Source organism: Myxococcus eversor, assembly GCF_010894455.1.
Lineage (GTDB): Bacteria > Myxococcota > Myxococcia > Myxococcales > Myxococcaceae > Myxococcus > Myxococcus eversor.
This window is the reverse complement of record NZ_JAAIXY010000004.1, coordinates 393904-415101: the sequence shown is the minus strand read 5'-3', so window position 1 is coordinate 415101 and position 21198 is coordinate 393904. Positions and strand designations below refer to the sequence as shown.

Here is a 21198-nt window from a genome sequence, read left to right as displayed (position 1 = left end):
CGGTCCTCAGCGGGTGAGCGCGCTCACCAGCTCCTGGTCGATGAGTGAGGTGAGTTCTGCTTCCGACAGGGCCTGGATTTCAGCGACCAGGGCGTCGTCTCGCGTCGGGTCCTCCACGGGCTTCCGGGCGTCCTCACCCAGCCCCAGCTCTCCCGCGAGATGCGAGACGAGCCCGCCCACCGAGGGGAAGTCGAAGACCAGGGTCGAGCGCAGGCTCTTGCCGAGGCTGCTCGCGAGCCGGTTCTTGAGCTCCACCGCCAGCAGCGAATCGAAGCCGAGGTCGAACAGCCGCTCGCTGCCCGAGAGCCGCTCCGACTCCGCCAGCCCCAGCGTCCGTGACACCTGCTCCGTCACGTGCTGACGCAGCAGCTCCAACCTCCGGTTCGGCGCGGCCGCCTCCAGTCGAGCGCGGAAGCCAGGCGACCGCGGCTGGAGCGGCGCCCCACCGAGCAGTCCCTGGAAGAAGGCCTGACGCGCCAACCCCGGCCACTGCTCCGCGAGTCGCGACCAGTCGACGGGGAAGACACCGAGCGAGGCGCTCGCTCCGCCCATGAGGCGCTCCAGGATCTCCAGTCCGCGCTCCACCGGAATCGTCCCGAACCCCAGTGCACCGGGCGACCGCGCGGCCCCCGAGCCCAGCCGCGCGGCCATTCCCGTCTCCGCCCAGGAGCCCCAGTTGAGCGTCAGCGCGGGTCGTCCCTGCGCGTGCCGGAGGTGTGCAAGTCCATCCAGGAAGGCGTTCGCGGCGACGTAGTTGGATTGGCCCGGAGTCCCCAGGAGCGAGGCCGCCGAGGAGAAGCAGACGAAGAAGTCCAGCGCCATCCCGGTGCTGAGCACGTGAAGGTTCCACGCGCCCTGGACCTTGGGTGCCAGCACCTCGCGGAAGCTCTCAGCGGTCTGATGGGTCAGGGTGCCATCGCGGAGGACTCCCGCGGCGTGGAAGATGCCTCGCAGTGGCGGGGCGCCGCGCGGCTGGACCAGGGCCGCCGCCACCTCCTCGTGCGAGGCGAGGTCCGCGAGGGCCACGCGCACGTGCACGCCCCGCGTCGCCAGTGCGTCGAGCTGCCGCTGGGCCTCCGCCGAAGGGCCATGCCTTCCCAGCAGGACGAGGTACCGTGCGCCCCGTTCCGCGAGCCAGCCCGCGAGTCGGAGCCCGAGTCCCCCCAGGCCACCGGCGACCAGGTAGGACGCCTCCGGGGAGATCGCCAGCGTGCGGGTCGCCGCGCGAGTGCGCGCGCGCTCCAGTCGCGCGGTGAACAGCCCCCCTGCGCGCACGGCGACCTGGTTCTCGTGCTCGGAAAGCGCGCACGCACGGACGAACGCCTCGGCCTCGCCGGCAACGGGCTCGCCGGGGAGGTCGACACGATGGCATCGCAGCTCCGGCAGCTCGGTCGCCACCGCTTGCCCGAATCCCCACAACGGCGCCTGCGCGATGCGCGGCCCCTGGGCATCGGAGGGCAGCGCTTGGGTCCCCCGGGTCGCGATGATGAGCCGGGGCATGGGAGCCCAGGAGGCTCGCGACAGGGCCTGCACCAGATGCAGCGCGCCCACGCAGCCCGAGAGCCGCGCTGCCTCCAGCGAAGCCTCCGAGTCAGGTCCCCCGTCGAGGCCCCACAGGTACATGAGACCGTGGGGCGGCGTGCCTTCCCACTCCGAGAACAAGCGGTCGAAGTGGGTGGGCATCGCGGGGTCCACCTGGATGCCGTCGGAGCCACTGCTGAACGCCAGGCCCTTGCGCACGAGAGTGACTCGGGCTCCCCGCTGTTCGAGCAGCGAGGCCAGTTCGTCCCCGAAGCCCCCGTCTCCGATGAAGAGGACCCAACGCTGGCCCACCGGGCGCAGCTCGTCCTGAGAGGGACACGGGCTCCAGGTGACGCGGTACAGCCACTCCTGCCAGTCCACGTCGAGTCCGCGCAGCAACACCTCCCGCTCGGCCTTGCGGACGGAGAGCCCCGTGAGGGACGCGACCACGGTGCCGTCATCGGCGCACAGGGTCAGGTCCGTGGTGGGGTGTCCTGTCGCTCCGACCTCCGCGCGTTGCGTCGCGAGCGTCCAGAGTCGTGCGGGCAGTCGTTGGTACAAGTCGAGTCGGTGGATGGCGACCGGGAGCAGCAACGCGTCGTCTGACGACAGCGGAGTGACAGCGGCCGCCGTCCGGAGGCACGCATCGAGCAGGGCCGGATGGGCGCGGTAGCTCACGCCACGCGCCTCCACCTCGCTGGAGGAGCATGCGGCGTGGGGGCCCCGCTGGAGCGACGACAGCACCCGCAGCGAGGGACCGTAGTCGAGCCCGCGTTGGCGAATCGCCTCGGAAAAAGCCTCGAGGTCGACGGGGCTGGGGCAGCCCTGGCGCCACGCCTCCAGCTCCGCGCGAGGAGGCGGCGTCGCGCTCAGCGCGGAGACACGACAGGTCAGGTGGGTGGTCCAGGAGGGACGCGCACCACTCCCCTCTTCCTGGCGAGCGTCCTCCCGGCTCATCACGGTGCACGTGAAGCCCGCCGCGCCCTGTTCCTCCAGGAGCGTCTGGACGACGCGCGTCCGCTGCTCCGGCAGGACGAGGGGCTGGTGGAGCGTCACTTCCTCCAGCGTCATCGACTCCGAGCCCGACACCTGGGCCGCGGCCGCGACCACCATCTCCACGAAGGCCGCGGCGGGGACCACCGCCTTGCCGTACACGCGGTGGTCACCCAGGAGTGGAAGAGCCTTGGCCTCCAACTCCTGCGAGAACACCGTGGTGCCCTCCCGCAGCGCCGCGGAGTCCCAACGAGCGCCGAGCAGAGGGTGCGTCGTGGACCGCACGGGACGAGCCCAGGGCGCGGGCACATCCAGCCAGTGCCGCTGGCGTTCGAACGGATAGGTCGGAAGAGCGATACGCCCGCGTCCGGCGTCGAGGCGCTCCCAGTCGACCGGTGCGCCACGGACGTAGAGCTCCGACAGGGCGCGAAGCAGCCCCGCCCAATTCGAGCGACGGGGGTGCAGCGTCTCCAGAAACAGCGCGGCTTCGGGGGCCACCACATCGCGAGCGAGGTTCGACAGGACCGGCTTCGGCCCCACTTCGAGGAAGACGCGCACCCCACGTTGGACGAGCGTGCGGAGTCCTTCCGAGAAGCGGACCGGCTCGCGGACGTGCCGGACCCAGTAGTCAGGAAGCGTGAAGGAAGCGCCCGCCTCGGCGCCGTCGAGGTTGGAGATGAGCGCCACCTGGGGCGCCTGGAGTCGCACGCGCCCGGCCACCCGCGCGAACTCCTCCAACATCGGCTGCATCAGCGGCGAGTGGAAGGCATGGGAGACCTTCAGGCGCTGGCTCTCGATGCCCTCGGCGGCCAGCTCGCGAGCGATGGCGGCGAGTGATGTCTCCGCTCCAGAGACCACCGTGTTCCGCGGTCCATTGACGGCCGCCAGTGTCACCCGGTCATGACCCGCCAGTGCCCGGAGCGCGCGTGCCTCGTCGGTGAAGAGGGCCAGCATCGCGCCGCGCTCGGGCAGCGCCTGCATCAGTCGCGCGCGCTCGGCCACGAGCGGGAGTCCCACCTCGGGGCTCATCGCACCGGCGAAGATGGCCGCCGCATACTCACCGACGCTATGGCCCAGGACCGCATCGGCAGGGAGGCCCCACGAGCGCAACAGTCCGGCCACCGCCAGCTCCAGCGCCACGATGGCCGGCTGCGTGTAGCGGGTCTCGTTCAGGGCACCACCGTCGTCCTGGAACAGCACCTCGGTCAGCGGCCGGTCGAGCTGGGGCCGGAGGATCTCCTCGAAGCGGAGGAGGTCGCGACGGAAGCCCGGCTCCGTGTCGAACAACTCCCGCCCCATGCCCACGTACTGGGCGCCCTGGCCGGTGAAGAGCCATGCGACGCGCGGCGGCTCCGCGCCTCGTTGTCCCTCCACCCACGTGCCGGTGGACCGGGACTCACCGCGACCGAAGGCGCGAAGGGCGGCGGCCATCTCCTCGGAGGTCGAGGCCACGAAGGCCGCGCGTTCTTCATGCGAGCTTCGACTGACATTCGCCGTGTGGCAGACCTCCGCGAGCGCGTCCTTGCGCGCACCCGCGAGCTCGTCCGCGAACGACTCCGCCAGCCGGTGCAAGCTGCCGCCCGAGCGGGCCGAGAGCGTCAACAAATTCAGGGGGTGCGCGGGGCTCCGAGCAGGCTTCTGCTCCGGGCGCGGCGCTGACTCCAGGATGACGTGCGCGTTCGTGCCCGAGAAACCAAACGAGCTCACGGCCGCGAAGCGGGGCTCCGCGCCCTGCCAGCTACGCCGAGCGGTGGGGACCTCGACGAACAGCCGGCTCCAGTCGACGTGCGGCGTGGGAGTCCGCAGGTGGAGGTGAGGCGGAACCTCCTCGTTAGCCAGACACAGAGCCGCCTTCATCAACCCCGCGATGCCCGCCGCGCCTTCGAGGTGGCCCAGGTTCGTCTTCACCGAACCCACCACCAGCGGCTGCTCCCGCGTCGTCCGGTCGCCGTAGACCGCGCCGAGCGCCTCCAGTTCGATGGGGTCACCGAGCGCCGTCCCGGTCCCGTGCGCTTCGACGTAGCCCACGCGCGGTGCTTCGACCCGCGCATCCCGCAGGGCATCCTTGATGACCTGCTGCTGGGCGAGCCCGTTCGGAACAGTCAGCCCACTGGTCCGACCATCCTGGTTGACCGCCGAGCCACGAATCACCGCGACGATGGGGTCCCCATCCGCGATGGCATCCGAGAGCCTCCGCAGGACGAGGACTCCGCAGCCCTCTCCCCTGCCAATCCCATTGGCCGCCGCATCGAAGGTCTTGCAGCGACCATCAGCGGCGAGCATGTGCGCGCGCGACTCAATCAGCGTCGCGACGGGCGACAGCACCAGGTTCACCCCGCCCACCAGCGCGAAGTCGACCTCGCGATGACGCAGGCCGCGGAGCGCGAGGTGGACGGCGACCAGCGACGAGGAGCAAGCCGTGTCGACCGTGAGGCTGGGCCCCTGGAAGCCGAACGTGTACGAGAGCCGACCCGAGGCGACGCTCGCGCCATTGCCCGCCCCGGTGTGGGCGTCGATGAGCTCTGCGGACTGGGTAGCGATCTGCGTGTAGTCCTGCCCCATCATCCCGACGAACACGCCCGTCCGGGTTCCATGCAGTGACGTCGGATTGCGCCCGGAGCGCTCCAGTGCCTCCCAGGCGACCTCCAGCAGGAGCCGGTGCTGAGGGTCCATCCGCGCCGCCTCGCGCGGAGAGATGCCGAAGAACCGGGGCTCGAACTGATCGACGTCTTCCAGGAAGCCGCCGTACCGGCAGTAGACCTTCCCGGGCTGGTCCGGGTCCGGATGGTAGAAGGCGTCCGCGTCCCACCGCTCGGGAGGGACCTCGGTGATGGTGTCGGTGCCTTCGAGGAGCAACCGCCAATAGCGATCGGGACTCGAAGCACCTCCCGGGAACCGACAGCCCATGCCGATGATCGCCAGGCCCTCATGCCGCTCCCGCGCGTGGGCATCGAGCTGCGCCTGTGCGTCCTGGAGCTTCAGGAGCGCGCGCTTCATCAAGTCCCCGTAGTTTCCCTCGGCTGACATGGCGGGCCCCTAGTTCATCTTCGAGAGCTGCTCATCGAGCATGTGGGCGAGGTGGGCTTCGGACAGGTTCTCCAGTGCGGGCGTGCCCACGTCCGGTGCCTCGGGACGCGCGACGGTGGGCGAGGCGAACTCCAGGGGAATGAACGCGGTGGCGAGCTGCTCCGCGAGCTTCTCGGTGGTGGGGTAGTTGAAGACGAGGGTGGCGGGCAGCGAGAGCCCGAAGCCGCTCTGGAGTCGGTTCTTGAGCTGCAACGCCGCCAGGGAGTCGATCCCCATCTCGTTGAAGCCCTGCGTTGGATCCACCGACGCACCGGAGCCCGCGCCACGAATCCAGGCCACCTGTTCACGCAGGTAGTCCATCAGCAGCTTCCGGCGATGCATGACGGGCGACTGGGAGAGCGTCTCCAGGAAGCGCGCGCGCTCCACGGTCCGCCCCCGCGCGGCCTCCCGCAGCTCGGCGTCATAGGGCGCGGGGCGACCGCCGCCGAACACCGCCCAGTCGATCTCCGCGACGCCCACCTGGGCGACAGGACTCGTGAGCAGCGCTTCGAGTGCCCGCAGTCCCTGCTGCACGGGGAGCACACCCCAGCCCGGGGTGTGGGATTGCGCGCCGACGTCCACGCGCGCGCCAGCGTCACCGGCCCACACGCCCCAGTTGATGCTCAGCCCCGCCAGCCCGGTGGCGCGACGGTGGTGCGCCAGCGCGTCCTCGAACGCCGTCGCCGCGCAGTGGTTCGACTGTCCAGCGGAGCCGACCAGCGAGGCCACCGACGAGAACAACACGAAGTGGTCGAGGGCGAGATGCGCCGTCTGGCGGTGCAGGTTCCAGGCGCCCTTCACCTTGGGCCGCAGCACCTTCTCGAAGCGGGCCCAGCGTTGCTGACGCAGGACACCGTCATCGAGCACTCCCGCCGAGTGGAACACGCCGCCCAGCGGCGCCAGGTCGTCCGAAATCTCCTGGAGCAGCGCCGCGAGCGCGGCCTCGTCCGCGACGTCCACCTGTCGGTACTCGACGCGCACCCCTCGCGCACGCAGGCGAGCCAGCCGCTCGGTCGCCTCCAGTCCCACGGCGCCACGTCCCGTCAGCACGAGGCTCCGCGCGCCGCGCCGAGCCAGGAGCTCCGCCGTCAGCAACCCCAGCCGCCCGAGTCCGCCCACCACGAGCTGGCTGCGATCAGCCCGGATGGAGTCGGACTCCACTCGCATCGAGGACGCAGTCATCACCTCGCGCGACGCGACCCTTCGCAGCCGCGCGACGCGGCGGCCACCACGGAAGGCGACCTGGTTGTCGGCGACCTCGGAGCGACCGTGGAGCTCCCGGACGATCGCCTCCACTTGAGCATCCGACTCGCTGCTTGGATCGAGATCGACGCACCGGACATCCAGCTCGGATGATTCGATGGCGACAGGTCGTGCCATGCCCCAGAGCAGCGACTGCGCAATCCCGGGAAGTGGCTGCCCCGCGACCACGGCCTGTGCTCCCCGGGTGACCAGCCACACCGCTTCGGAGTATCCGCGCTCGATGAGGTAGCGCAGCAGCCCGAGTCCGCTCCCGCATCCACGCAGGGTGTCCGCGTCGAGGTGCGCCGGGTCCAGGTCCTCGGCATCCGCGCCGTCGAGTCCCCACAGCAGGATGACGTCCGACAGTGAAGCAGGAAGCCCCAGTGTCCGCAGGGCATCAGCGAGCGCCTCGGGGTCCTCGGGCAACTCGAAGTGCTTGTCGTCGAGGGTCCGAAGCGTCTGTCCGCGGAACGCCAGGAAGCACGTTCGTCCGTCGCGTTCGAGCGCTTGCGCGAGCTGACGTCCCAGTCCGCGCTCGTCCGCGAGAATCAGGCACGGTCCGCCACCCGTCTCGAACGGAGCAGGAACTGTCGCCTCCAGCGCGAGCGGCTCCCACCGGCGCTCATAGAGCCATCCGTCCAACGATGCCGGTGTCGCGGGGCTCAAGGCTTCCCGGCTCGTCCGCTGGAGCTCCATTCCCAGGACGCGCGCGCACAGCCGCCCGTCACTTCCGAAGACGCTGACGTCGGCGCGCAGACGCTTCCGCGTCGCGTCCACGGGCCGAACCACCGCGTGACTCCACATCCGCTCGTCGAGTCCTCCGAACAGCACGAGGCTCTCGATGTTCATCGGCACATAGAGCTCGGAAGCGCTCGGGTCTGGATAGGCGCCCCCCACCACCTGGAGACAGGCATCCAGCAGCGCGGGGTGCGCGATGAAGGCGCCGTTGCCTCCGAGCATGGCGGGCCGCTCGATGCGGGCAAGGACCTGCTCTCCCTGTTGGCGCAGCTCGGTGATGCCCTGGAACTCCGCGCCGAAGTCGACGCCGGACTCGCGCGCCCTTCGATAGGGGTCCTGGATGAGCGGAGCGGTCCGCAGCGTCGCGAGCACCGCGTCGTGCCCCGGCTCCATGGAGGCAAGCTCGCCGTCGCGAGGGGCGCGGAGTGTCCCGGTCGCATGGAGGATCCACTCACCCTCCGAGTCACCCATGGCGCGACTGAAGATGCGCGCCGTCGCCGTGCCCGCCTCTCCCCTGTTCACCGCGCACTGCACCCTGCGTCCGGCGTCCTGAGGGAACGTCATCGCCGCGAGCAGGGACAGGTTCTCCAGCCGCGGCGTCTTCGTCCCCAGCAGCCGAGCACCTCCGGCCAGCGCCATCTCGACGTAGGCGGTGGCGGGCAGCGTCGGCGTCCCGAAGACGCGGTGCTGTCCCAGGAACGCCTGCGTCGAGGGACCCAGCGTCGTCTCGAACAGCAGCGCGTCGGCCCCGAGCACGGCCAACGGAACCCGAGCGCCGAGCAGCGGATGCTCTTGCCGAGCGACGCTCGCGCCATGAAGGCGCTGCAGCCCCGCCCCCTCCTCCCAGTACCGCTGGCGCTGGAAGGGATACGTGGGGAGCGCCACCTTGCGCCGGGCGAAGCCCGCATCGAAAGCCGCCCAGTCCACCCGGGCGCCTCGCACGTACAGGGCCGACAGACTCTCCAACATCTGCTGCCAGCCGCCATCCTCCGACCGCAGGCTCGGCAGCCACGCGCACTCCCCTTCTGGAAGGCACCGCGCCGCCATGCCGAGCAGGGTTGCCTTGGGTCCTATCTCAACGAACACCCTCGCCCCATCGCGATACAGGCGCTCCACGCCCTCCGCGAAGCGCACCGGGTCGCGGAGCTGGCTGCACCAGTAGTCCGGCGTGGCGATGGCCTCCGTGACGGGCTCGCCGGTCATCCCGGAGACCATGGGAATCGCGGGCCGCGCGTAGGTGAGCGTGGCGGCGACGGCCCGGAACTCCGGGAGGATGGCCTCGACCATGACCGAGTGGGCCGCGCGCGGAATGTTCAGGCGCCGGACCTTGAGGCCTCTCGACTCCAGGGCCGAGGCCACCTCTCGCAGCTCGCCGGGAGGACCGGAGACGACCACGTTGTCGGGGCCGTTGAGCGCGGCGATGGAGCAGCTCCAACCGCCTGCCGCCAGGACCTCGCGGACCTCTGCCTCCCCCGTGGAGACCGCGAGGTTTCCGCCTTCGGGGAGCTGATGCATCAGGCGTCCGCGATGAATCGCCAGCTTCAGCCCGTCCTCGATGCTGAACACGCCGGCGAGGCACGCCGCCGCCAGCTCTCCGGTGCTGTGTCCGAGCAGGACATCGGGCTGGATGCCCCAGGACATCCACAGCTCGGCCAGCGCGTACTCCAACGCGAAGAGCACCGGCTGGGCGTAGTCGAACTGGTCGATGGGCGAGGTCTGCCCCGGCTCCGGATAGAGCACCGAGTGGAGCGATTGTGTCCAGGCGCCGCGCAGCAGCGCATCGAACGCATCGATGCGGCGGCGGAAGCCCGGATGCGTCGGATAGAGCTCGCGAGCGGCCCCGACGTACTGCGAGCCCTGCCCCGAAAAGAGGAACGCGACCTTCGGCGACTGCTTCGGGTCGAGCACCCCGTGCACCATCCCCGGACGCTCTTCCGTCTTCGCCGCTGCGCCGAGCAACGCGGCCATGTCGCCGCGCTCCGAGGCAACCATGGCGAGCCGATGCTCGAAAGCGACCCGGCCGGTGTTCGCGGAGAAGCACACGTCCGCGAGCGCCGCGTCGGTGCCCTCCAGCAGCGACTGGTACTGGCCCGCGAGCTGGCGCAGCGCCGCGTCGCTCCGCGCCGAGAGCGTCAGGAGATGGCGGGAGCGGTCCCTCAGCGTCGCCGAGGCCTCCACACCCCGTGTCGCGGGAGCCTCTTCCACCACGACATGGGCGTTGGTGCCGCCAATGCCGAAGGAGCTGACTCCCGCGCGGCGCGGGCCGCTCGCCACGTTCCAGGGCATGGCCTTGTCGACCACGTAGAAGGGGCTGTGCTCGAAGTCGATGCGCGGGTTCGGCTGCTCGAAGTGGAGCGAGGGCGCCAGCGTGCGGTGCTGCAGGGACAGGACGACCTTGATGAGTCCGGCGATTCCCGCCGCGCTGTCCAGGTGTCCGATGTTGCTCTTCACCGAGCCCAGCCCACAGGACCGCGACTCCGTCTGCTCACCAAAGGCCCGGGTCAGCGCGGCGATCTCGATGGGGTCGCCCATCGCGGTCCCCGTCCCATGCGCCTCGACGTAGGAGATGGTCCGCGGGTCGACACCCGCGTGCTGGTGCGCGCGCCGGACGACGTCGAACTGCCCCTCCACACCGGGCGCCATGAAGCCGACCTTCCGGTGCCCATCGTTGTTGACGGCCGAGCCCTTGATGACCGCGAGGACGCGGTCCCCGTCGGCGAGCGCCTGGCTCAAGCGCTTGAGGACCACGACGCCGGCCCCGCTTCCAGGGAGGGTGCCGTTGGCCCGGGAATCAAACGGCCGGCAGTGGCCATCTCCCGAGAAGATGCTGCCCTCTTCGTAGAGGTAACCGACCTTGTGGGGGACCTTGATGGCCACCCCGCCCGCCAGCGCCATGTCGCAGCGTCCGTCGAGCAGCGCATCGCAGGCCGTCGACACGGAGACGAGCGACGTCGAGCACGCCGTCTGGAGGTTCACGCTCGGCCCGCGCAGGTCGAGCTTGTAGGAGGTCTGCGTCGCCAGGAAGTCCTTGTCCTGGGACACGAGGTCCTGGAAGAAGCTGATCGGCCGCGTCAGGTCCGGGTAGGGATAACGGTAGTGGCTGACGCTCTTGCCGGCGTAGACCCCGACGACGGCGTCGCACGCGCTGGGTGGGTAGCCCGCATGTTCGAGCGCCTCCCAGGCACACTCCAGGAACACGCGCTGCTGGGGGTCCAGGGAGCGCGCCTCGCGGGGCGTGAGGGAGAAGAAGTCGGCATCGAACGCGTCGAACCCCTCCATCACCGCCGAGGCGCGGACGTAGCGGGGATCCCTGAACGCGCTCTCGCTCACGCCCGCGGCCAGCAGCTCCTCATCGGTGAAGGTGCCGACGGACTCGACGCCCCCCACCAGGTTGCTCCAGAACGCGTCGAGCGTGGCGGCTCCGGGGAAGCGACCGCTCATCCCGATGATGGCGATGTCCCGGTCCCCCTGCTTCCGAGGTGCCTCGGCGACGGGCACGGGCTTCACGGCGGCGCCAGGGGCACCAAGCCGCATCGCAAGGGAGCGGACAGTCGGGTTCCCGAACAGCTCGACGACGGGGATGGTGAGCCCCAGCTCCTGCTTGATTCGCAGGTGGAGCTGGATGAGATGCACGGAGTTGGCGCCGAGCTCGAAGAAGTTGCGCTCCGGATGGACCGCGGGAACACCGAGCACGGCCCCGACGGCCTTCGACAGTGCGTCCTGGAGCGCGCGGGCCTCGCCACTGCCTCCGGTGGCGACGGCCGATCCCGACGCGGTGTCCTGCTTCGCCTGGGAGACCAGGTCCGGGTGGGGCAATGCCCGTCGGTCCACCTTGGCGTTTCGGGTCAGCGGCAGGGCGTCCAGGACGACGTACGTCGCCGGCACCATGTGCTCTGGAAGCGTGCGCGAGAGGAACTCGCGGACCCGCCGCGTGTCGAGTTCCCGCGTCCCGTCAGCGAGGACGACATACGCGACGAGCCGCTTCTCATGGTGCTCACCGACGGCGCCCACCACGGCCGCGCGGATGCCCGGCTCCCGCAGCAGGGCCGCTTCGATTTCACCGGGCTCGATGCGCTGTCCCCGGATGGAGAGCTGGAAGTCGACGCGGCCGAGGAACTCGATGGTTCCATCGGGCAGGTAGCGTCCAAGGTCTCCCGTGCGGTAGATGCGCTCGCCCGTGCGCGGATGGACGGTGAACTTCTGGGAACCCGCCCCCGCGCCGATGTAGCCCAGGGCCACGCCGATGCCCGCGCAGCACAGCTCACCCGGCACCCAGAGGGGCCGCTCCTCCAGTCGCTCGTCCAACACGTAGTACCGGGTGTTGGCGATGGGCTTGCCGTACGGAATGCTGCGACGGCGCTCGTCCGCTTCTTCAACCGGATGGGTGATGTTCCACAGTGACGTCTCGGTCGGGCCTCCGACGCTCACCACCCTCACGCCACCGAAGCGCGCCCGCAGGCGCCCGGGGAGCGTGACGGCAATCCAGTCGCCGCCCAGCATCACCAGCCGCAACGGACACGAGAGCCGGACGTTGCCTCCTTCGAGGTACGTCATCAGCATCTCCATCATCGCCGGCACGGTGCTCCAGACCGTGACGCCGTGACGGGCCATCAGCTCGACCCAGTGCGAGGGGTCCCGACGCCGGGACGCATCCGGCATCACCACCGTCGCCCCCGCGCTCAGCGTCCCGAACACGTCGTAGACGGAGAAGTCGTGGTGGAGCGCGCTCAGGGCGATGAGTCGGTCATCCGGTCCGACACCGAACTTCCGGTTGGTCCACTCGATGGCGTTGACCATCCCCGCGTGCGTGAGCATCGCCCCGTTGGGCTGGCCCGTGGAGCCTGACGTGTAGAGGATGTGCGCGAGGTCCTCGGGTCGCTGCGCCGTCGACAACGGCGCGTCGGGGTACTCGCTGAAGGCCTCCGGAGTGAGGACCAGCACCTGGACATGGTCCGACCAGGCATCTCGGGCGAACTTCGGCTGCGTCACGATTCGCTCGACGCCGCTGTTGCGCATCATGAAGGAGCGGCGCTCCAGCGGCAGGCCCGCGTCGATGGGCAGGTAAGCCGCGCCGGAGCTCAGGATGCCCAGCACCGCGACGACCTGCTCCCAGCCCTTCTCCATCACCACCGCGACCACTTGATTGGGCGCGGCGCCCCTCTCGCGGAGCACATGCCCCAGGCGGTTGGCGCGCCGGGCCAGTTCGCCGTAGCTCAGCGTGCTCCCCTCCGAGACCAGGGCGACCGCGTCCGGACGCGCGGCGGCGTTCCGGAAGAAGCCGGAGTGGAGCAGTTCACCACTCAGCGGGCGTGCCGTGTCGTTGACGCGGGCAAGCAGCTCGCGTTGGCGCGCCGGCAGGAGGTCCAGGTCCGCGCGCTCCCAGGCCGCGTCATCCTCCGCGAGTCGGAGGAGCAACGCGTGGAAGGCGTTGAACATGTCCTCCAGCATGCCGGGCGGAAACAGCTCCTCCGCCACGTCCCAGTTCAGGAAGACGCCGCCCCCCTGGTAGACAATCTGGAGATCGATCCACACCTGCGGCGTCTGCGTGAGGGCCTCGACGAGCCCACCGAACGCCTCCGCCAGGAAGTCCACCCAATGCGAGTCCCGGCTCCTGGAGTGGGAGGCGAAGCTCGTCATCACCACGGGCATGATGGCGCCGGAGATCCGCCCCTGGGCCCGGAACAGCTCGCGCAACAGATCGACGCCGCTTACCTCGCGGTGCTCCAGCGCGAGGAGGAGCTGCTCACGAATCGCCAGCGCGCGTTCGGTGAAGCCGCGCTCCGGCCGGTGGTCCACTTCAATCAACGTGAAGCTGGCGAAGGTCCCGATGATGTCGTTGACCTGCGGGTGGACGGGAAGCCGGTTGAAGTGCGGGACGTTGAGCGTGAAGCGAGGGCTGCGGCTCCAGCGGGCGATGACCTCCGCATAAGCGGCCAGCAGCAGCTCGGGCTCCGTCAGCCGGCGTGCCCGGGCCCGCTGCTTGAGTCGCTGCCACACCTCGGCGTCCACGCGCGCGAACCAGCGGCGGAAGCGAGGACGTCGGAGCGTGCGAGGGTCCTTCTCCAGCGGGAGGTCCGGTGCGGGAGGAAGGTGCGGGAGTCGCGCGCGCCAGTATTCGAGCGAGCGCGCGTAGCGGGCACCTCGGGAGTGGTGCACGGCCAGCGAATAGTCCCGGTACGACAGCGTGAGGTCCGCGGGAGAGGGGGCGACCTCGGGGTGCCGGTAGAAGTGCACCAGCTCCCGGTAGAGGATCTGGAAGCTGTACCCATCGACGAAGGTCCCATCGATGCTCATGAAGAGGCGCACGCGGTCGCCGTCGAGCAGACACGCGCGCAGCTCGAACAGGGGCCACTGGTCGAGCGGGAGCACCTGTTGGGACAGTCGCTCGCGGATGGCGACGAGTCGCGCCTCGGCCTCCTCCTGACCACGCCCGCGCAGGTCCTCGAGGGGCAGCCGGTAGCGCGGCACCGAGGGGAGGATCCGCTGCTGGAAGCCCGGGGCCTCCACGGCGCGCAGCATCTCGTGGCGGGCCACGACCTGGTTCCACGCCTCCTCGAAGCGCGAGAGGTCGAGCGCGGGGCAGTCGAGTTCGTTGTACGCGTGCATCGACGCGTTCATCTCCAGCTCGGCCTGTCGCCCCACGCTGTAGGCCTGCTGAAGCTCGGTCATGGGGAACGGCAGGTGCCGCTCCTCGGGCCGGGGCACCACTTCCACCGGGGTCTCCGACAGGGGCTCGCCCTGCTCCGACAGGAGGGCCCGCAGCGCCGCCTTGTTCTCCACGAGCTGTTCGCGCAGCCCCGTGGGAATCTCTCCGTCCGGCGCGTCGACGGCCAGGTGCTCGCCGTCCACGCTCAGCTTGATGCCGTGCGCGGCCAACGCCTGAAGGAGCTCGGCCAGCGTCATAGCAGGACCCGCTTCGTGTCGGTCCGCTCCGAAGACACCCCGCCCATCACGCTGGCGACGGCGAGCTTCTCCAGCAACTCGGCCGCCACGTGCGCGATGGAGCGCGCATCCACGAAGCTCTTGAGCGGCAGCCCTACGTCGAGCTCGCCCATGACCAGGTCGCGCAGCTCCAACGCCATGATGGAATCGAAGCCCAGCGCGTCGAACGAGTCCGTCGCGGAGAGGCGCTCGGGCTCCAGGCGACTGACCTTGCCCACCATCTCCTTGAGCCGGGCCTCCAGCATGCGGGAACGCGAGGAGCCCTCCAGTGAGAGCAGCACCTCCCGGAGCTTGCGAGGCGCGTCCTCGGCGACGACCGTGAGTGGACTGGGGACCCGCGCACGGAACAGGGATGAACCCGCCACGGACGGGTGGCTGTTTCTCCAGCGCTCCACATCGAAGCGAGCGATGCCGCGGGCCACGGGAGCATCGGCGAGCGTGAGGGCCATGGCGGACAAGGCCTCTTCGACGGACATGGGCGCCATGCCGTGTTCCGCGAGTCGCGCACCGCGCCGGGCGTCAGCGGCGGCCATGCCGACCTCTCCCCAGCTTCCCCACTGGAGGCTGATGGCGGGCAGCCCTTGCGCGCGCCGGAGACGGGCCAGAGCGTCGAGGAAGGCGTTCGCCGCGGCGTAGTTGCCCTGCCCCGGAGCACCGATCAACGCCGCGGTCGACGAGAACAGGACGAACTGCTCCACCGAGGCATCCGTGGCGAGCGCATGAAGGTTCCAGGCTCCGTCCACCTTGGGTTCCATGACGGTGTCGAAGCTCCGGGGCTCCAGTTGAAGCAGGGAGCCGTCGGCCAGCACGCCCGCGCAATGGAAGAGCCCGCCCAGCGGAGGTCCTCCACTCCGAACGGCCCGCAGCAGGTCAGCAACGGCTTCCGATTGGCTCACATCGACGCGGAAGACCTCCACCGTCGCTCCCGAGGCCCGTAGCGGCGCCAGGGCCCGACGCGCTTCAGAGGTCTCTCCCATCCGACCGCACAGCGCGAGGTGACGCGCGCCCTGCTCCACCAGCCACGTGGCCAGCCGGAGCCCGATTCCGCCAAGCCCACCGGTGATGAGGTACGTGCGATCCGCTCGAGGACGGAATGATTTCGTGCTCGAGGGAGTCCGACGTCCCTGGGTGAGCTTCGGGACCAGCCGTCTGTCCCCGCGCAGCGCGACCTCGTCGTCCTCCGCGTCGGTGGAAGAAGCGCGCCCGAGTTCATCGACGAGCGCGCGCGACGACTCCACACCCGACACGGCGTCGACATCGATTCGCGTACACCGCAGCTCGGGGTGCTCGTAGGCGATGACCCGTCCGAGCCCCCAGAGGGAAGCGCCCAGGAGCGACACCGACTCGGAGTCTCCGCCCGCGGCCTGCGCTCCCCGGGTGATGAGGTACAGCCGTGGAGTCCTCCCCAGCGTCGTGCGAGCCAGGGCCTGGACGAGCGACGTCACGGCGACGGCCTGGCTCCGAACGCCACGGCTCAAGGCGTCGAGCGCCTCGGGATTCCCGGTGCGCGCCACGAAGAGGACGCCCCGAAGTTCGCGGCTCGCCGAGGCCAGTTCGCCAAGCAGCCGGGAGAAGGATGCGGCCTGGGTGAAGTCGAGGCGGTAGTCGCGAGCGGACACGCGCTCGTAGGACGCGCCTGGACACGCCAGCGCCACCTCGCCACCCGCCTCGGCCAGTCCGTCACGGAGCGCCACCGTGGCCTCCGGCTCCTCGGCGATGACGAGCCACGCGCCATCCAGCCGGACCTGCCCGCGCGCCGACTCGCGAGGGCTCCATGAGAGTTCGTGGAACAGCCCCTCGCATGCGGCGGTGTCGATGACGGCCACGGGCGACGCCTTCGCGGACTCCCGCGCACCGTCCCACCAGAAGCGCTCGCGCTGCCAGGGATAGGTCGGAGCGACGACCTTCTTTCCCTCGGGGAAGAGGTTCTCGAATCGGAGGGGGACGCCAGCGCAGTAGAGCCTCGCGGCGAGCGTCAGCAGCACCTGCCGGGCATCCGCGCCGTCCACCGGAGCCGCGTGCAGGACGAGCACGTCCCTGCCCCGTCGCTGGGCCGCGGCCTCCAACGCCTCACCGAGCGAGGCCTCACACCCCAGCTCCAGGTAGACCGAGGCACTCCGCTCCATCAAATGCTCGGCGGACAGGTCCACCTCGGGAACGTCCCGGTTCGTCAGGTCCCCAGTCGTCCCTTCGGCACCCGCATCGAGCCACTCTTCCTCGGAGAAGGAGAAGAAGGGGCACTTCGCCGGCCGGGCGGGAATCGGCTGTGGATGCGCGAGCCCGAGGACGCTCCGGGCCGCCTCCTCCACGGTGATCACGCCCGCGATGACAGCGGCGGCCAGCGCTCCCGTGCCATGACCCGCGACAGCGAAGGGCTCGACGCCGAAGGAGCGCCACATCTCCACCAGGGCGAGCTGACAGGCGAGGAGGACCACGGCATCGCCCTCGCGCCGCCCCACGTGCTCGAACACCGACAGGCCCGCCACCTGACGGAAGACGCCGTCGAGCTGCGCGACGTGGCGAAGGAAGGACGGCTCCTGACCCTGCCCCGCTCGCATGAGCCTCGAGGCCACGGAGGCGTCATCCCCCAGGACGAAGACCACGCCACGTCCCGCCGGGCCCTTGAGCCGTCCCTGGAAGAGTCCCGCACCTTCGCGCCCTTCCGAGGCGCGGCGCAGCAGCGCATGCAACTCCTCGCGGGTCTGGGCGACGAAGGCGAGGCGCTGGTCGTGATGCGCGCGTCCCGCGCCCGCCGTGAAGCAGGCATCCCTGAGATTCACGCCCCGGAGCTCCGAGAGCTGGCGCGACCAGGCTCCGGCGAGTTCCCTCAGGGCCGGCTCGCCGCGCGCCGAGAGAGGCAACAGGTAGGGCCCCGCATCCGTCGATGCCGAGGCGTCCTCCCGATGCGCTTCGAGGAGCGCGTGGGCATTCACACCGCTCATCCCGAACGAACTCACGGCGACCCGATGCGGGCGGGCCTGCTCGGTGAGGGCCATGCGCTCCCGAGCCACGGCGATGCCGGAGCCCTCCCATGCGAACTCGGGCGTAGGGTGCTCGAAGTGGAGGGCGGGCGGGACCTCTCCGGACTGGAGGATGGACACCGCCTTGATGAGCCCCGCGATTCCCGCCGCCGCCTCGGTGTGACCGATGTTCGGCTTGACGGAGCCAATCCAGAGCGGCCGCTCCGGAGTCCGCGTGCGCCCATAGACCCTCGCGATCCCCTCCAACTCGATGGGGTCCCCCAGCCGGGTTCCTGTCCCGTGGGCCTCCAGGTAGTCCACCTGCCCCGGCTCGATGCCCGCGCGCTGGAGCGCGAGCCGATACAGCGACTCCTGTGCCCGGACGTTCGGCACCGTCAGCCCGCCGCTCGCACCGTCGTGGTTCGTCGCCGTGGAGCGAATCGTCGCGAGGATGCGATCTCCATCGCGAACGGCATCCCGCTGCCGCTTCAGGATGACCACGCCGCATCCCTCGCCCTGCACCATGCCGTCCGCATCGCGGTCGAACGCGCGGCAGGTCTGACTCGGAGAGAGCGCCCCCGCCTTGGACAGGAACACGCTCAGGTGGGGCGCGAGGAGGAGCTTCACGCCCCCCGCGATGGCCACGGTCGACTCGCCCGAGCGCAGGCTCTGACATGCCAGATGCACCGCGACCAGCGAGGAGGAGCACGCCGTGTCCACGGCCATGCTGGGCCCTTCGAGCCCCAGCAGATACGAGAGGCGTCCGGCGACATAGCTGGCGTCCACGCCGGTGGAGTAGTGCGCGCCGACCTTCTCCAGCCCGCCCTCCGATATCAGCGCGTAGTCCCGAGCGTGGATGCCGGCGAAGACGCCCGTCCGCGTCCCCGCGAGCCGGTGCGGCGCGAGCCCCGCGTCCTCGAGCGCCTCCCAGCTCACCTCCAGGAAGAAGCGCTGCTGGGGATCCATCCCCTCCGCTTCGCGCCGGGAGATGCGGAAGAACTCCGCGTCGAACCGGTCGACTCCTTCCACGAACGCCGCCCGGCGCATCGTCGTCTTGCCCGGCGTGGAGGACTCGGGGTCATGGACGCCCTGGAGCGCTCGCCGTTCAGAGGGGATGTTCGTCAGCGCGTCGCCCGCGCTCCAGAGCAGCTCGCGGAAGCGCGCTGGGCTGGAGGCGCCACCTGGAAACCGACAGCCCATCCCGATGATGGCGATGGCCCCCTCGTCCGCCCGGGCGACGGACGCGAGCTTCCGCTGAAGCTTCTCGATGGTCAGCAGGGCCTGCTGGAGCGGCGTCAACTCCACGCCAGTGCCATCCTCGCGGCTCATCACCCCACCTCCTCGAGGCTCAGCTCCGCGAGCTTCCGGGCGATCAGCTCGCGGGCCTGCGCCTCGGACAACCCGGAGATCCGCTCCACCAACGCCGCGTCCTCGCCAGCTTCCGGGGGTGCACCCGCTTGAGAGTCCAGGAGCCCGCGCAGCCGCGCGGCCAGTGACTCCAGTCGCGGATGCTCGAAGAGGAGGGTCGTCGGGAGAGCGACGCCCAGCTCCTGGGCGATGCGCCCCTTGAGCATCACCAGGGCCACGGAATTCAGCCCCAGCTCAAACAGGGTCCGGCCCCGCGCGTCCAGCCCCGCGGGCTCCACCTCCAGCACCGCCGCGACCTGCTCCTGGAGGAACTCGAGCAGCCGGGCCTCGCGCGCTTCAGAGGCGCCCTCCCGGAAATCCTTCCCTGCCGTCCCGTGGGGAGCAGGCGCCTCGGCTGCAGCCGGCCGCGAAAGCGATGGGGCACGAGACACCACCTCGGGCGAAAGCCACTCCGGCCACAAGCGCTGTCTCTGAAAGGGATAGACGGGAAGACTCACACATCTCCCTTCGCGCCCTGGAAGGGCCTCGCGCCAAACCCTACCACTTTCGAGATAGGTCCGTGCCGCCTCAACTCTTTGAGTTGGCTGACCCTCCTCCACCCAGAGGGTCTGTTCTGGAGAATCGATGAATGCCTTCAGCATTCGCATCAACCCTTCCCGCCCCCCGGCGATCACCGCGACGCGGTGACGGTGGTGCTGTCGTTTGAACATCGCGGTAAAGCAGACATCTTCCAGCCGCCCGGCAGGGTCGGTGGTCTCAGCAAGGAAATCCAGGACCTGGTGGGACTGCTGGCGAAGTGCCTCCGGGGTCAGCGCCGAGAGCACCAGGAGGTGGCCCGACGAAGGCGCTGCAATCCCTTCCGTAAGAGGGAATTCTGGAGAAGCCTCCAAAATAACAAAGGCATTGGACCCACCCAGGGAGGTAGACACGACGCCCGCGCGCGGAGGCGCACCTGTTCCCCGGTCGGGCCAGGCCTCCAACTCCGACTGGATTCGCAGCCCCAGTTCCCCGAACGCGATGTGAGGATTGGGGGAATCCACATGAATTGTCGGCGGCAGCGTGCGGTGGTGCAGCGACAGACACACCTTGATGAACTGCGCGATGCCCGCCGCCGCCCCCAGGTAGCCCAGGTTGTTGCTGACCGCGCCCAGCCGGCACGGGGCCGTGCGCGCACCGCCAAGCACCGCGCCTATCGCGATGGCCTCGGCCGCATCCCCCTTGAGGAAGGCCGAGCCGTGCAGCTCCACGTAGTCGAGGCTTTCGGCCTCCACGCCGCCCCGCGAACAGGCCTGGCGAATGACCTCCGTCTGCGCCTCGACGCTGGACGCCATGATCCACTCGTTCCGGCCGTTGTGGTTGACGGCGCTGCCTCGAATCACCGCGTACACGCGATCACTCGCGTCCACCCGGGACAGCGGCTTGAGCACGACCAGCCCTGCGCCCTCGCCTCGGATGTAGCCGTCCGCCCCCGCATCCAGGGTCCGGCACTGCCCGCGCGCCGACAGCACGCCCGCCTGGGACAGCATGATGCTGCTGTCCGGAGAGAGCATCAGTTCCACCCCACCGGCGATCGCGCAATCCACCTCGCCCAGCATCAGACTCCGACAGGCCTCGTGCAGGGCCGTCGTGGACGAGGCGCACCCCACGCTGGAACAGGTGCTGGGGCCGCGAAGGTCGAACGCGTGGGAGATGCGGTTGGCCGCGAAGGACGGCGTCGTGCCCAGCAGCGAGTACCCATCCAGGGCCGCCCAGTCCCGCGCGAGCATGCGCTGGAAGTCACTGAAGTTGATTCCCACGAAGACGCCCGTGTTGCTGCCACGAAGGGTGTCGAAGGGAATGCCCGCATCCTCCAGCGCGCGCCACGCGCACTCGAACAACACGCGGTGCTGGGGGTCCATCTGCCGGAGCTCCCGCCTGGAGAGGCGGAAGGCCTGGGGGTCCACCGAGGCCACGTCGTCCAGCAAGCCGGCGCGCCGGTTACGGATCCGTCCCGGGCGGTCCGGGGCGGGCTCATGCAGCAATCCCATCTCCCAGCGGGACGCCGGGATGTCGCCAGTCGCGTCCAATCCCTTGCACAAATTCCTCCACAGTGTTCGAGGACACTCGGCCCCAGGAAAGCGGAGCCCCATTCCCACCACGGCTATTGCCTCGCACCGCATCGCGTCGGACTCTTAATGCAATCCCAAACGACAGGTCAATCACTCGAAATGATCCACAACGACAATTGTCGTGCGCCCATTCACATACACAGTCACAACAACCCAACCCAGGAGATTCTTGACGACTTGCACAAATGAGGAAGAGAGTCTTCAGACGCCCCATGAGTCTCACGGCGCTGCCAGCCAATCACCACCGACGGGTCAGGACC

At 69.8% G+C, this 21198-nt stretch carries 4 protein-coding genes; all 4 read right to left on the bottom strand.

All coding sequences use genetic code 11. The annotated features are described in order from the left end of the window. Positions 1-6 precede the first annotated feature (6 nt). The 4 genes from G4D83_RS11070 to G4D83_RS11055 are packed head-to-tail and all read right to left on the bottom strand — an operon-like array spanning position 7 to position 20989. On the bottom strand, positions 7-5541 hold the full coding sequence (locus G4D83_RS11070; RefSeq protein WP_163864653.1) for a type I polyketide synthase: 5535 nt from the start codon (positions 5539-5541) through the stop codon (positions 7-9). A gap of 9 nt (positions 5542-5550) precedes the next feature. Then, a complete protein-coding gene (locus G4D83_RS11065; RefSeq protein ID WP_163864652.1) occupies positions 5551-14463 on the bottom strand; it encodes a non-ribosomal peptide synthetase/type I polyketide synthase in 8913 nt (2970 codons plus the stop codon). Next, positions 14460-18791 carry a type I polyketide synthase gene (locus G4D83_RS11060; RefSeq protein WP_205522612.1) on the bottom strand — a complete coding sequence of 1444 codons (4332 nt, stop codon included), beginning with the start codon at positions 18789-18791 and terminating at the stop codon, positions 14460-14462. The genes G4D83_RS11065 and G4D83_RS11060 overlap by 4 nt, the downstream gene beginning before the upstream one ends. Beyond that, entirely contained in the window at positions 18791-20989 is a 2199-nt protein-coding gene (locus G4D83_RS11055; RefSeq protein ID WP_163864650.1) for a beta-ketoacyl synthase N-terminal-like domain-containing protein, read from the bottom strand. The genes G4D83_RS11060 and G4D83_RS11055 overlap by 1 nt, the downstream gene beginning before the upstream one ends. Positions 20990-21198 lie beyond the last annotated feature (209 nt).